Below are 13,878 nucleotides of genomic sequence, written 5' to 3'. Positions count from 1 at the left end.
AGACGATGTATATAAGGAGGGCTTTAATTTGATTGGAATAGCATATTTCTTAATACTCTGGCTTGGTGTTGGCTTTCTAACGGGATTTAAGGCCTTATTTGTTGATCAGGTTTATGATGAAGAGTTTAAGCAGGAACTGATTGATTCATTTCCACCAGGTATGGAGCAAAATATGATTGAACTGTTCTTTAAGAATAAAATAAATATCATGGTGTTTTACATATTAATTGGGTTGCTGCCACTGGCCATAAAAATTGCTGGTCTGCTGAAGAGGAGTTAGCTATGCCGGTTATCGATACCTTTTTATTATTTAATTTGAAAATAATAATTACTATTACTTCAAGTCATTTAAATTAAAAGGCAGTGGTTATATAGTATCTAAGGGGGTCATGGCGCTTCTAAGTTTACTACAATGTCAGAAGCTTTAGTGATCTCAAACGAGCTACATACAGAGTTTAAAGCCACTTCTGCCATAAGACAAATTGAAGTTATTACTAGGTGAGGAGTGTCCAGGTGTACTGGATTGAATGGGCCGCAATCCTGGAAGACCTTTATCAGCATCGATTTGAGTATGTTGAATGGAAGAGACTTTAACTAGATATAAGGAGATAGCAGATGGAAAAAATAATCAAATGATGATAGAGTAAGGCATAGGAAAAATTAACTAACCAAAAGTGAGGGGTATACAATGGGGTTTAAATTTAGAAAAAGTGTCAAAATTGCTCCAGGAGTTAAACTGAACATTAACTCAAAAAGTGTCGGCATCAGTGCCGGTGTTAAAGGGGCACGTATATCAACAAACACTAAAGGTAGAACCACAACCACTGTAGGAATTCCAGGTACGGGTATTTCTTATAGTAATACCGTGAATTCTAAAAGGTCTAAAAATAAAACAATATCTTCAGATCAGGCAAGAGTTCAAGCTACTTCATTCCAAAACCCTATTCAGGAAGTCTATAGTTCCTTGAGTAAAAAATATAAAAAACCATCTAAAGATCTTCAAAAAATATTTAGTCATGCAGCCAATCGAATAAATCAAGATCAAATAGTGACTTTCGTTAGAGGGAATCTAAATGGTTTCATGGGAAATGCCGGCGTTCTTTTTGCAATGCCAGATAGGTTATTGCATTATGGTGATAAATATGCAAAGTACGAGATTGTGGAATTTGATTATAATCTGATTGATCATGTAAAAGTTAAAAGTGGGCTAACGGGTTATAAACTAATCTTTGATTATGCCGGGAAAGAAATTTCAGTTTCAACAATTGATGAAGGAAGCATTGACGAAATTTTCGCATATATCCAAGAAAAGATAGCAGAGCAATCAAATCAAAATATGAATGATGTGTCTTTTTCAAGCTCGAATGTCCCTGAACAAATTAGACAATTTGCTGAGCTTAGGGATCAAGGAATAATAACCGAAGAAGAGTTCGCGAAGAAAAAAGAGCAACTGCTTGATATTAACTAATGAATTTTTAAGTGAACTTAGACTTTAAAGTAAAGTAGGTATATATTCAATGGATGAAATAAAGCAAATAGGCTACCAAGATTTTTTTGATGTAATAAAAAACGAAAAATTTGATGTGGGTTCATTTAAAGAGTTTGTCAATTCCTTATACGGGGAGACAAATTTTCTTGATTATAAGGAGAAGATAATTGAAGAATTTAAATTAGCAAAGCTTCTCCTTGCAATGGCGAATTCAGGTGGAGGAATGATTGTTTTTGGTATTGAAGATAAAGAATATAAGCCAGTTGGGCTACAATTAGATGACAACTTTGATAAAACAGTTTTTGAGAAGAAATTGAGGAATTATGTACCTGATGAGCTTAAGTTTTTTTCTCAACTTTTAAAATACTCCGACGAAGATGTTTACGGTGATTTGAAAGGAAAAGCTTTTTTTGTTGTATACATTCCAAAGCAATTGAGATACATTCCATTCTTAGCAAAGAAAGAAACAACAGGAATCAAAGTAAACAGAATTTATGTAAGAAGAAACACGTCTGTTGAAGAGGCAAACAGCCATGAAATAGAGGAAATGGTCAAAAAACGAGTTCATAGTACGTATCACGATCTTTCATCGTTAACTTTGAATGAGCATATAGAACAATTGAGATGTTTATATGGGAATATTAATAAATATAACAACAAAAGTTATGCTTTTACATCTCTCGCACAAACATTTGCAGCACAGCTTTACACTAATAGAAAAAATCCACATTATCCGGCTGAATCTTTTGATAAGTTTATAGCAACAATGATTGATAAAAAGAAAAGAAGAATTGAAGGTATTTTGGAAGTAGCAGAGCAATTAAATTTTTGGAGAAATTAGTACAAAAAATTGAGGGGACAAGAGAGTGCCGTAGTCTTGTCTCCTTAAAATACGAATTTAATTAGAGGGATCTGAATTTTTCTTAGGGGAGAAGACTTATGGATTTACTTAATTTACATTATATCTACAATTATAGGAGCTGCTGGGTTCATAAGTTTAGCAACTACGTTTACAATTTAGAAGGGTATAACGAGAAAGGATAGAAAAAGATGGTCTCTTTCTTTGTTGAAAAGCCTTATCGAGAAGGGGATATTGTACGTGTGCCGAGGAGCCATAACGGATATACTGGAGAACCTGAAGCTATTAAATCCGATAAAACTGCCAGAAAAGATCAAAGACCGATTTAATCTAGAGAAATAACAACGACCTGTATTAAAGGAATGATGAAATTGAACAAAGAGAATATCAATCGGAACTTTATTCCGATCAGGTCAAAGGTCGGAACACTCTTCCAAATCTAGTGCGCTGCTGTCCACTCTATATATTGTATATAGTGTATCTCCTTAGAGCAAACGAACAAATTGCCTTTTGGATCAAAACAGACATTTCCTTTTTCTGGGTGAAGAATCGTTCAGTCTACAAAAATGCAGAGTGAGACCAAGGTGAGCGATACCTAAATTTTCGAAGTCGCGTTTTTCGAACTAACTCAATTTGATTTTAGTCAATGAAACTGTTCTTTTGCATACCCTCAGGTGAAGGTATGTTGATTTGTACACTACTTTAATTATGTCGGCAATGATGGAGTCTTGTTTTGTTACTCCATAACTAATTGTTCAGCGGGTCTTTTCGTGTACCATGGAGTCACACAAACATTTTAAACTACTTAGAAACAACAAATATCAATCAGAAAACTAAATCCCATGAAGTTTGATATGACAAGGGTTTGGGCAATTATTTAGGATTGTTAAAGATTAGTCAGAATACGTGTCTCGTCCTTAACAGGGTAGAGGTCTCTGGTTCGAGCCCAGTCGGAATCATCCACGGCGGTTAGAGGCGTTATATCAACGTTTCTAGCCGTTTTTTATTGCGTTGACTTAGTCGATGACTTAGGCGTATTAAGGCACAGGGTAGCGGTGGGCCGTTACCGTGTTTGAACGTTTCTTATTCTATTAAACTGGAATAGGAGGCGTTCTTTTTTTATGGATGATGTTCGGAAGGGGAAACCGATTAAACGAATATGCAGGCGTAAACTTCGTGATTTCGGTGAATTAGACATAAAAGATAAATTACTGAATAAGTCCTTCGCTCTCCAAGGTGTTATACATTACTCGCAGTGTTTTTAAGCGTGTATTTATCGTGCTATCTGATAGACCTCGCTTCTTTTCCTCATCCGATATATAAACGTTCCCCTTAAATTGCACCCAATCATCGCGCATATAGTTTTTTTGTAGTGCCGTAATCTCGATCAATAGCCGTAGGAGTCGGACTATGGATTGAGTAAAAATAACTATAGGAATAGCATTAACTCTCCTATACTATGGTAAAATTTAGACTGTTGAGTGTCAGAAAAAGGAGAATGATATGAAGGTGTTTGAAGCGAAGTCATTACTTTCTGAAGTGGATAAAAGAACCAAAGAGTACAAGGAACTAAGAACGCAATTTATCACTCTCAGGAAAGCCTATCAGGGAATGGCTGACTTAGATGACAGTGAGTTTTCAGGCAAAGGCGCAGACAACATCAAAGCTTTTTTTAAGGACCACGCCGGCGTCACAGACAGCTGGCTTGATCTGATCGACATGAAAATCGCATTTCTCACAAGCCTTCCCGGCAAAGTCGAAGATGCCGGACTTTCCAATTCACATGTGGAGGAATCATTTCTGGAACACGAGCTCACCCACGCCCTAAATAAATCAAAGGCAATTATGGAAGAGCAGAAAAAGGACATGCGCTCCATCCTCGGAGAGATCGAAGACATCATCTCGCTTGATCTGTTTTCAACCGAAAACACGGATCAGAAGCTCTCTTCAGCTGACAAAAAAAGAAGCGAAACCATACATAAGCTCGGCAAGCTTGATCATGATCTAACGAAAGAATACGCAGAAACCGAGGCAAACGAACATTTCATTCAGGCAGATTTTCAGCAGCTTCAAAATGCCACGGGTAAAGGGAAAAACGCAACACCACTTCACTATAACGCCAAAGCATACAGGGAAAGTGACATACATAAGAAAAAAGGCGAGATTGCAAGACATTCGGATGCTTATTTGACGATTAAAAAGGAAGAGGCGAAAGAACGGGAAATCAAGGATCTGAAGAAAAAACTCGCCGACGGTGTGGCCGATCCGGATGAATATTTGGAAATTGCGAAGAAGATCGGCTATGAAAACCTTGAACCTTCCCAGCAGCAATATGTCATTCAGCTTGAACAAGCAAAACAGCTGGAAGAAGCCGGAGAGGTGACTTGGGATATATTAAAAGGAGCCGGCGTTGGTTTATATGATGTCGGGAAAGACACGGTAACCGGTCTATGGGACTTCATAACCGATCCGGGAGAAACCTTGTCAGCACTGGGGAATGCAGTACTTCATCCTGTTAAAACATATGATGCTGTTGCAGAGGCAATTGAAGAGTCGTATCAAAAAGATATGGTAAATGGAGATGCGTATTCCCGATCAAGATGGGTGACATATGCAATTGGTTCAGCAGCTGTGGCTGTCGTCGGAGGCGCAGGAGCCGTTAACAAAGCTGATGCGGCGGGGAAAGTCATAAACAAGGCAGGACAGGCAGGGAAGAAAATTAAAGACGTTAAACTTCCAGAACTGCTTCCTTATAACTCTAAATATGATCTTGCTCTGGCAGGTGACGTACCATACAATGTGGTTGACAGCCAAAACCTTAAAAATCAACTATTAACTAATGCGAAGAAATTAGATGAGAGTAGAAAGCCGTTTACAGGTAAGGAATTAACTCTCCCTTGGCTAAATAAAGAGAAGTATGGCGCCTTTGAAGTTAAAGGGAAGGTAAAAGCTTCGGGTAAAACTAAAGATGTAAGTCGAAGAGTATACACGTTGAAAGATATTGATATAAACAAAGTTGATGCTGAAAGCGGAAAAACAAATTTACAACTTATGAAAAAAGGTGACGCTCCTTTTGCTAATGATGGCACAAAAATCAACTTACATCATTTAATTCAAGAAGAGCCAGGAACGATGGTGGAAATTCCAGCTTCTGTTCATCAAAATAATAAAAAAGTTCTCCATGGATTGAAAAAAGGTGGGGAAAGTTTTAGAAATGACAGGGAGTTGCGGAATCAGTATAAAAGCTTCCAACGAAGATATTGGAAATGGAGAGCGAGCCAATTTGAGAAAGGAGAAATGTAACAATGACTTATCATGAAATTGAAGAATTTATTAAAGAAAACGCTGAAGATGATGATTTTACAGGCGGAATAAGTGAAGAAAAAATCAAAGAGATACAAAATCGTTTAAATGTAAAACTTCCCGAGAGTTATAAGTGGTTTTTAAATAAATATGGCTCCGGTGGAATTTACGGGGTAAATATACTAGGCCATGGGAAAGTTTCTGCAAGGGTTGTTACAGTTACTGAGGAATATAGAACTTATTATAATTTAAGTGACGGTATTATCGTTATAGAAGATGTAGATGAATTCTCTTATTGCCTTGATACAAACAAAATGGAAAACGACGAATGTCCAGTAATAGTTTGGGCAAATGAAGCCGGTTATGGTGACAAGGTTGCAGATAACTTTCTGCAATTTTTCTTGGAAGAGCTTGAAGAAGCAAAAGAAAATTGGGAAGAGGACGAAGATTGGGACGATTAACTTGGTAAATCCTCTGAAACGCTGATGAGAACATTCGATGATTTAGCGCCATGCCACGAGATTAATAAATAATTTATGAATGAATAAAAGGAATAAAGTTTACCTTGAACAGCGAGGAGAATAGTGAAAATGTATGAAGAATATAGTAAGCAGTCTTTACCGTCAAGAAAGTATAGGGAGTTGTTAGGAAGCGCAATCTGTGTTTTCAACTCTAACAATGCATTTATCATTGAAAATATACTTAAAAATGATGTGGAAAACAGGTTTAATTGGCAAGAATTAATTGACTATACTTCTGGTCAACTTAGTCAACCAATAAAGGAAACTATAACTAAGTTTTCAGGTGCAAAAATTACTTCGTGTTTTTCTGAAATCATTGAAATGAGAAATAGAATTATTCATAGCTTTCGAATAACCGATGGTGATGGTAAACAGACTTTAGCAACTAAACATAAGCATGGAAAACAGTTTATTATTACAGAGGATTACCTTTATCATTTTATTAAAAAGAACGAAGAGTTAAGTGATCTCCTTCATGAATTTAGAGGCCATTAGTTCTATCATGGAAAAGGGCGAGCGTCTTTTTCAAACCACTCCACACATTAAATCAGAGTTAGGCCTAAAAAGATTGTGAAGGGTTACACTTAAACTATCGGGTGCATTAGTTATACAACAACCAACATCTGTTGTTCTAAAATCCTGTTCATCTATTAGGCCTACGATTTCTGTTGAAGAAGCAAATAGAGTTGAGTCTTGGGTAAATGAGGATTTTGAAAAAGGGGCAGACTTGCTTTGTGGTGGAAAAAGAGAGGGATCATTTTATTATCCAACAGGTTTTGAGTGCATACCTCACGACTGTAGGCTTGCTACTAAGTGAAGTTTTTGGCCCTGTTGTTTCAATTGAAGATCTTGAAAACGCTATTTCAAAATCTAATGATGTATCCTATGGTTTACAAGTTGGAATCTTTACTCAGAATATAAATGCGGCTTTTAAAGCTATAAATTAATTGGATGTTGGTTGAGTCATGGTAAACCATGGTTCTGATTATCGGATAGACGCTATGCCTTTTGGTGGGGAGAGGGATCGGGCTTAGGATGGGAAGGAATAAAATATTCTATCAGGAGATGACTGAACAAAGCAGTATGCTTTAATATTTCAAACAAAGGGTAAACCTTTAGAGTTCCGAATTAGTCTCTTAATTGTATTTGAAATGAGGAAGGCCCTGTTATTTCTTGAGTTAGAGGAGTAAACATTTGTTTATTCCTCTTTTTGAGCAGAAATAAATACAGATCAAAAGCGATCTTTTATACACCTGGAGCACAACATTGCATAGAGCAGGTTTAACAGGTGAACACAGAGCATAAAAAAACACCCCCTTATATGGGAGTGCCAAAACATTTATGCGGTTTGCCCTCGGCGTTCCGTTGAGAAGTCATTATGGTGATCAAGCGCGATGTGGATACTGGCTGTGTGGCCTCTTCGGGCTTCTTTAAAAACTTTGTGGCCGTCAAGAAGATAATGTCCGGCAAACCCAAGTAAAATAACTAAAAAAATAAAAGCAGATGTAAGTTTAAATTTCATAAAGACAATCCCCTCTCTGAATTTGTTTTCGGGCATAAAGCACTTTCTCATAAAAGGCGGTAGCTACTTTATGGTCTTCATTTACATTATAATACATTGCTGCATCAGTCGCTAGGTCTTCCACATCTGAAAGCATAGCTTTTGATTCTAAGTAATCTAAGATTTTAAATAGTCGGTCTTTGTCATTCTCAACGAATAAACCCATAAGAAAATCAAACATTTTTCCTAATACGTCATCGTTCAACGCCTTTGATAGCGTGAGACCTTGTTTACAAACCTGTTTTCCCTCAACCGTGTTGAACAATTTAAAGTGCGTTTTTGCCAACATTAGAAGTATGTCTAGTAGTCGGCTAGAATTGTGAAGAGAATTACTTTGATAAATTGAGACGCCTTCTTTAAAATACTCCAATGCTTTCTCCATATTTCCTGTTGTAAATGAGCATAAACTGAGATTGTACAAAGAAGAACCTATTAACCGTGGCATATCAATTTCTTGTGCTTGTTTTAATGCATTCATGAAATGCGGTATTGCTTTTTCTGGATACTCCATGTCTAAATAATTCAGACCGATGACGAATGAACATTGGATTACTCTTATTGAGTACGTTTCGTGCGCTTTGTAGGTTTCTATTGCTTGAACGATATGATGCATAGACATGTGGGTTTGCTTCATGTGATAGTACACTTCAGCTACCTTATAGTGAAATTCAGCTCGCTCTATTTCATCGGGGACAACGGCTAACTTCTTTTCAGCTCGGTTGTAAAAACTTATTGCCTTAAGATATTCGTATTGTTCAAATTCATACATCCCATGAAAAAAGTTAAAATAATATTCAAGAATTCCTTTTAGATCACTTTGTTTACTTTCGATCTTTTCTAATAAGTCTGAAACTTTTGGGCGTTCTTCATTCATGGTTTTTGGTTCAAGATAATCAAGCATTAATTGATGTCTAAAACACATGAGCGAATAGTACAACAATAAGTCTTGATCTTCTTCCATATGCTCTATTTCTTGTTCAACTTCATCCTTTAGAATTTCTGCATCTGCAACACTGAACAATCTTATGTATTTGTACCATTCATTGATTTTTAAGCCAACTTTTGAAGAAGAGATCAATTGCTCCAAAAAAATCACCCTCCTAGCATTTCGTCTGATTATGTAATATTTTATCATAATGTAATATGTTGGGAAGGGTGTTTTTTCTTAATTTCTCAATTCGGTATGGAATGCGATAGAATCCTCCTTGTTAGAGAAGGGTACGTGATCAGTTTGCTGTTGCTTTTGGTGAAGCTAGCCATTCATCTAATGTTCCTGAGAAAACTTGTTGAACGCTAATTCATATGCTGATTTTCCATCTTTACCGGCAGCACCAGTAGCTCCTTTAGCTCCAGTACTGCCTTTTTCACCTTTTAATGAAGCTAACCATTCAAAAGTGATGAATATTCAAGGCGGGAGTAAGGGAAATTAACAAATGTGAGGGAATGTAGATGAAACGATTTATCTTGGTTATACCGTTATTGGCTGCTGTTATTGCCTCTCCAACTCAAATGAAAGCAAGTCCAATGCCTTGTAGTGCAGTACTCGAACCGGTAAATCAAAAACTGAAAAATGCGAAGGGTGCGGCACTAATCTATAAAGTGCAGTTATACCCGCCAAGTGCTGCAAGAACGAATATGAGTATTCTTGCTGTCCACCTTCCTCAACCATCTTCTTATGGAAGCTACGACGGTTATGAAGGATTTGCCTCCAAAACAGGAGAGGTCAGTTGGCGATTTAAACTATATCCGACTCCCGAGGAAGAGAGCCCTAATTGGGCTGGAAGGGTTGATTCCATATCAGCTGAAATGACAAATGTTAAAGTGCAAGTGCGCCTTTCAAATTCTAAGACGCAAAAGTTGGGGCCAAGTGTATTAACAAACAATATTCAATCTTGCTATTAGAAATGTAGAGTTCTTATCAAAGAGAGCAATGCGACTGGAGTCAAAAAGGTAATTGATCGAGAAATTCTGGTGAAAAATGAAAAAGAGTCCATTAAGATGCAATGTCTGGAGTCAATTCATCATTTGACAGAAGAGAGCCGGCAAAAGTCGATATTGCGTTTGATTTTGTACATAGAAAGACGGCATAAAAAGAAATGGTTAGCTAAAAAAAGGCAAAGAGTCAACGCTCTTTACCATCAGGTGTTTTCCTTAAGCGGTCTGCAATATGCTTAATTAAACTCAGCGCAGCAGTCACTAATCCAATAACTAAAACAATTTCAAGTAAGAGGATAAATCCAAAATTTAAACCGCGACTTTCAAAGTAATCACCAGTAAAAAAGAGCAATTGATAAATTCCAAGCATTAGCACAATAAAGGAAGCGCCTATAATCGCCAGAGACTTTTTAGAGAACTCCTTAGTATGGTTAAAATTATAAACCAATAAGAACAAAAATAGACAAGCCATGGCGATCTTATGAGTCAATGAATCACTTGCTGAGAACCCTTGCACAAGTAAGGAGATAATTAATCCGGTCATTCCGATTATTTTGTTCAATATATCACCTGCTTTGTATAAGTATGACCTTAGATATCAGCTTACCAATTAAAGGTGATATTCTCAACATAATGCAGTTTAAACTTAACTTAAAATCGTAATTTTAAGAACAAATTTAGAGTGGATCATGACATGCTGTTTATTATGCTGTAAACAAACGCAACAATAAATAATGGATAAGAGATAACAGCAATTAGTTTTGAAGATTTGCTCTTTTTTTCAAATGTGTATATCAGTGCAAATCCTAAAAAGAATATTGTGACAAACCAAGAAGAATAGGACGGGTACAATGCAATAAGTAAGACAATAAGAGTGGATAACGCAAAAGAAGAGTCAAGTGTTATTTTCTGATCGTTTTTCAAATAAACCGCCTCCTTACACATATTCCCCCCATATAAAAACACTTAAACATTATATTAAGTCAGCATGATTAAATGATAAACATTTTAAGTAAAGAACAAGATAAAGCAATCCGGCATTTCAAGGACAAGCTGAACATGTCTGAAAAACTGTACATACCCTTAGTTAATGTAAACTGCTTATAGATAAGCAAAATGATTAAGCGGAAAGGCTGTATAGACTTATAGGACCTTATAATATAAACATTAGATCGCTTAAAGAAGGTGATGTGGTTGATCAGTCAATTGAATATTTCATGATGCAATTGTGCGGTTCTATAATGGTGAAGACCTCGCCGTGTTCCATTTGTCTAGGGGGGGAATTTGTTTAAATTCATAAACATAAGGCGTTTTAGTCTGTCATTTCCTAAGCCAGTGTTTTATTCTTGTTACAAATATGCAAGAAGGGCGGTTTGAACTTGTATAGAGTGTTTATAATGCTGTTAATTTTGTTATGTATAACATTAGGGTGTCAAAACCAACATAACAAACATTTTATGGAAGTTGAGCAAACCATGGTCGGCTATGTCATTTTTAAAGGAGAGAATCAAGCAATTCTCATACCTAATGAAAAAGCTGATGCTAAAGACTTTAAAAATCTTAGTGAAAAAGAGATTATTAAAAAGTATAGATCGGATATAGTTTTACTGGGACTTAGTCAACTTAACAATAAAGATGACTTGAGCAAAGGACAAAAAATTCGTATTTTGTATAAAAGATTAAATGAATCTTCACCGCCAAAAACAAACATCTCAAAGTTTGAAAGGATTTAGTACGTATTCTTTAATTCTCAGGGATACCGCTTCAAAACTTAAGCGGCATATTGAACCGAAATAATGTCTTCAAACCTCACGTCATTCTTCATTCGCGGTGGCTTATTCCTGCTCCGGGATTTATTTGACGATTGTTGACTCAAGTGCAAGGAGAAGGCACATGCCAAGAACACATTTTTGAATTAGTGGGCACCTTGAATAAAACCAGCATTCCCGTATTCATATGCGAAGAGATCGGTACTGAACGCTGGATAAAGAAAAAAGTTAACCATACATTTGAACAAGCTTGCGAGGTTTTGATAAAGAAAGAACAGTCAAGAGACGAACCATTACATACATATAATACTCCTGTGAAAGCGGGGGTGTAGTTTTGGAACCTTACCAACGTTATGAGGAATTGAAGAAGAAAACAATAAAGGTTGTCCATAAAGATAATTACAGTATCCGCTATATAGAACAGGATGAAGCCAGTGATGACTTAGATGAATTTTATAAACAATTTGCTCAGCATTTATTGGAGGCTGCTTTGGAAAGGAGTGCAGAGTAAGCTTCTTTTTTTGATTTGTTTGTAGTAAGTATCTTAATAAACAGCTTTATCGGTACTGATATTAATCACATGCGTCACCTCTTGCAGCAAAGCGGCTTCGGCGACATTTTGTCCGCCGATAAGGTTGGTTTGAATGGCTTCAAAGGGATTATCCTCACATGTCGGAACCTGCTTCAGCGCAGCTGTGTGAAAGACAATATCAACACCTTTCATCACTTGGTTGACTCTTCTGTAGTCACGAACATCGCCGAGCACAAACGACAGTCTTTGTTCATCCGCGTATTTTTGTTTCATCACATATTGTTTGCTGTCATCTTTGCTGAACACAATGACTTCTTTAGGGGTTAAGAGCAAAAGGCGTTTTACTATTTGGCTTCCGATTGATCCTGTCCCGCCTGTGACGAGAACAGTTTTATCGTGAAAAAACGGTTGTAGCTCTACTGCTTGCTGTTTAGGCATGGCTTATCCTCCAACTCTCGTTTCTCTACCATGCATCATATGTTGAACAATTTCAGCGAGTTAATGAAAGAAACCAATAAATCAAAAATTAGAGAAAAACATTAATCTGATGCGCTTTTATATCGCTTTACCTGGTTAATAGAATAGAAATAACAAATAAAACATTGTACTAAATGTTCATTTTAAATATTTGCTCACGTCAATTTTTTCTCTTCATAAATTCTCACATGCGGACAATCTTCACAAAAACTTAACACTGACATTCCTGTATGTATTTTACAATTGAAGTACACTTTCATAAAAGGAGGAAGGAAAATGAATCATTCAAAAACACTTTTGTTAACCGCGGCAGCCGGATTGATGCTCACATGCGGTGCGGTTTCTTCCCAGGCCAAGCATAAGCTGTCTGATCCTTATCATTTTACCGTGAATGCGGCGGCGGAAACGGAACCGGTTGATACAGCAGGTGATGCAGCTGATGATCCTGCGATTTGGCTGGACCCCAAGAATCCTCAGAACAGCAAATTGATCACAACCAATAAAAAATCAGGCTTAGTCGTGTACAGCCTAGAGGGAAAGATGCTTCATTCCTATCCTACCGGGAAGCTGAACAATGTTGATATCCGCTATGATTTTCCGTTGAACGGAAAAAAAGTCGATATTGCGGCGGCATCCAATCGGTCTGAAGGAAAGAATACCATTGAGATTTACGCCATTGACGGGAAAAACGGCACATTACAAAGCATTACGAACCCAGACCGCCCGATTGCGTCAGCAATTGATGAAGTATACGGTTTCAGCTTGTACCACAGTCAAAAAACAGGAAAATATTACGCGATGGTGACAGGGAAAGAAGGCGAATTTGAACAATACGAATTAAATGCTGATAAAAATGGATACATATCCGGCAAAAAGGTAAGGGTGTTTAAAATGAATTCTCAGACAGAAGGGATGGCAGCAGACGATGAATACGGCAGTCTTTATATCGCAGAAGAAGATGAGGCCATCTGGAAGTTCAGCGCTGAGCCGGACAGCGGCAGTAACGGAACGGTTATCGATCGTGCCGACGGCAGGCATTTAACCCCTGATATTGAAGGACTGACGATTTACTACGCTGCTGACGGGAAAGGTTATCTGCTTGCATCAAGCCAGGGTAACAGCAGCTACGCGATTTATGAAAGACAGGGACAGAACAAATATGTTGCGGACTTTCAGATAACAGACGGGTCTGAGACAGACGGCACAAGCGATACAGACGGAATTGACGTTCTGGGTTTCGGGCTGGGACCTGAATATCCGTTCGGCCTTTTTGTCGCACAGGACGGAGAAAATATAGATCACGGCCAAAAGGCCAATCAAAATTTTAAAATGGTGCCTTGGGAAAGAATCGCTGATAAAATCGGCTTTCACCCGCAGGTCAATAAACAGGTTGACCCGAGAAAACTGACTGACAGAAGCGGAAAATAAACAT

At 37.3% G+C, this 13,878-nt stretch carries 17 protein-coding genes and 3 pseudogenes; 15 read left to right on the top strand and 5 right to left on the bottom strand.

Going from position 1 to position 13,878, the window contains the following annotated elements:
• Window positions 1–28 precede the first annotated feature (28 nt).
• From NSQ37_RS16830 to NSQ37_RS16790, 10 genes and pseudogenes are all read left to right on the top strand, one after another.
• Window positions 29–280 carry a hypothetical protein gene (locus NSQ37_RS16830; RefSeq protein WP_021493954.1) on the top strand — a complete coding sequence of 84 codons (252 nt, stop codon included), beginning with the start codon at window positions 29–31 and terminating at the stop codon, window positions 278–280.
• A gap of 239 nt (window positions 281–519) precedes the next feature.
• Window positions 520–594 (top strand): annotated as a pseudogene (locus NSQ37_RS16825) (hypothetical protein); the annotation flags it as partial.
• A gap of 94 nt (window positions 595–688) precedes the next feature.
• Window positions 689–1,468, top strand: coding sequence for a DUF4236 domain-containing protein (locus NSQ37_RS16820; RefSeq protein WP_080130238.1), 780 nt, complete (start codon window positions 689–691; stop codon window positions 1,466–1,468).
• 49 nt (window positions 1,469–1,517) lie between these two features.
• On the top strand, window positions 1,518–2,330 hold the full coding sequence (locus tag NSQ37_RS16815) for an AlbA family DNA-binding domain-containing protein (RefSeq protein ID WP_080130237.1): 813 nt from the start codon (window positions 1,518–1,520) through the stop codon (window positions 2,328–2,330).
• Window positions 2,331–2,488: 158 nt separating this feature from the next.
• A pseudogene (locus tag NSQ37_RS16810) lies at window positions 2,489–2,690 on the top strand (DUF1093 domain-containing protein); the annotation flags it as partial.
• A gap of 1,161 nt (window positions 2,691–3,851) precedes the next feature.
• Window positions 3,852–5,651, top strand: a complete 1,800-nt coding sequence (locus NSQ37_RS16805; RefSeq protein WP_341124258.1) for a T7SS effector LXG polymorphic toxin — start codon at window positions 3,852–3,854, stop codon at window positions 5,649–5,651.
• Between the two features lie 2 nt (window positions 5,652–5,653).
• Complete coding sequence (locus NSQ37_RS16800) at window positions 5,654–6,112, top strand: SMI1/KNR4 family protein (protein ID WP_041482154.1); 459 nt, start codon at window positions 5,654–5,656, stop codon at window positions 6,110–6,112.
• A 129-nt stretch (window positions 6,113–6,241) separates the two neighbouring features.
• Entirely contained in the window at window positions 6,242–6,667 is a 426-nt protein-coding gene (locus tag NSQ37_RS16795; RefSeq protein ID WP_080130156.1) for a selenium binding protein, read from the top strand.
• A gap of 112 nt (window positions 6,668–6,779) precedes the next feature.
• Window positions 6,780–6,989 carry an aldehyde dehydrogenase family protein gene (locus NSQ37_RS21280; protein WP_124693176.1) on the top strand — a complete coding sequence of 70 codons (210 nt, stop codon included), beginning with the start codon at window positions 6,780–6,782 and terminating at the stop codon, window positions 6,987–6,989.
• Complete coding sequence (locus NSQ37_RS16790) at window positions 6,907–7,119, top strand: aldehyde dehydrogenase family protein (protein ID WP_157773903.1); 213 nt, start codon at window positions 6,907–6,909, stop codon at window positions 7,117–7,119. Before NSQ37_RS21280 ends, NSQ37_RS16790 begins: the two co-directional genes overlap by 83 nt.
• Before the next feature lie 392 nt (window positions 7,120–7,511).
• Here the strand turns inward: NSQ37_RS16790 and NSQ37_RS16785 are convergent, their stop codons facing one another.
• Complete coding sequence (locus NSQ37_RS16785) at window positions 7,512–7,694, bottom strand: hypothetical protein (protein WP_080130157.1); 183 nt, start codon at window positions 7,692–7,694, stop codon at window positions 7,512–7,514.
• The gene (locus NSQ37_RS16780) at window positions 7,684–8,820 is read right to left on the bottom strand and encodes a Rap family tetratricopeptide repeat protein (protein ID WP_332286248.1); all 1,137 of its coding nucleotides are present in this window, start codon (window positions 8,818–8,820) and stop codon (window positions 7,684–7,686) included. Before NSQ37_RS16780 ends, NSQ37_RS16785 begins: the two co-directional genes overlap by 11 nt.
• A gap of 362 nt (window positions 8,821–9,182) precedes the next feature.
• Here NSQ37_RS16780 and NSQ37_RS16775 point away from each other — a divergent pair, with 362 nt between their 5' ends.
• Complete coding sequence (locus NSQ37_RS16775; protein ID WP_025284885.1) at window positions 9,183–9,635, top strand: hypothetical protein; 453 nt, start codon at window positions 9,183–9,185, stop codon at window positions 9,633–9,635.
• Between the two features lie 125 nt (window positions 9,636–9,760).
• Window positions 9,761–9,839, top strand: a pseudogene (locus tag NSQ37_RS21275) (hypothetical protein); the annotation flags it as partial.
• Between the two features lie 16 nt (window positions 9,840–9,855).
• On the opposite strand, the gene NSQ37_RS16770 reads toward NSQ37_RS21275, so the two are convergent.
• Both NSQ37_RS16770 and NSQ37_RS16765 read right to left on the bottom strand, forming a co-directional pair.
• Window positions 9,856–10,230 (bottom strand): YoqO family protein, encoded by a 375-nt coding sequence (locus NSQ37_RS16770; RefSeq protein WP_015240044.1) that lies wholly within the window; start codon window positions 10,228–10,230, stop codon window positions 9,856–9,858.
• 125 nt (window positions 10,231–10,355) lie between these two features.
• The gene (locus tag NSQ37_RS16765; RefSeq protein ID WP_007407922.1) at window positions 10,356–10,592 is read right to left on the bottom strand and encodes a hypothetical protein; all 237 of its coding nucleotides are present in this window, start codon (window positions 10,590–10,592) and stop codon (window positions 10,356–10,358) included.
• A 473-nt stretch (window positions 10,593–11,065) separates the two neighbouring features.
• On the opposite strand from NSQ37_RS16765, the gene NSQ37_RS16755 reads away from it, so the two are divergent.
• Complete coding sequence (locus NSQ37_RS16755; protein ID WP_223302487.1) at window positions 11,066–11,401, top strand: DUF3221 domain-containing protein; 336 nt, start codon at window positions 11,066–11,068, stop codon at window positions 11,399–11,401.
• Window positions 11,402–11,771: 370 nt separating this feature from the next.
• Window positions 11,772–11,948: a recombination directionality factor SprB gene (gene sprB / locus NSQ37_RS16745; RefSeq protein WP_139134430.1), complete on the top strand. Its 177-nt coding sequence runs from the start codon at window positions 11,772–11,774 to the stop codon at window positions 11,946–11,948.
• Between the two features lie 33 nt (window positions 11,949–11,981).
• Here the strand turns inward: sprB and NSQ37_RS16740 are convergent, their stop codons facing one another.
• Complete coding sequence (locus tag NSQ37_RS16740) at window positions 11,982–12,407, bottom strand: SDR family NAD(P)-dependent oxidoreductase (protein ID WP_003153663.1); 426 nt, start codon at window positions 12,405–12,407, stop codon at window positions 11,982–11,984.
• A gap of 315 nt (window positions 12,408–12,722) precedes the next feature.
• On the opposite strand from NSQ37_RS16740, the gene phyC reads away from it, so the two are divergent.
• Window positions 12,723–13,874: a 3-phytase gene (gene phyC / locus NSQ37_RS16735; RefSeq protein WP_341124244.1), complete on the top strand. Its 1,152-nt coding sequence runs from the start codon at window positions 12,723–12,725 to the stop codon at window positions 13,872–13,874.
• The last annotated feature ends 4 nt before the right edge of the window (window positions 13,875–13,878 follow it).

Source organism: Bacillus sp. FSL P4-0334, from assembly GCF_038004825.1.
In the GTDB taxonomy this organism is placed as follows: Bacteria; Bacillota; Bacilli; order Bacillales; family Bacillaceae; genus Bacillus; species Bacillus velezensis.
Note: the sequence above shows the minus strand (reverse complement) of the source record. Positions and strands in the feature narration are given on the sequence as shown.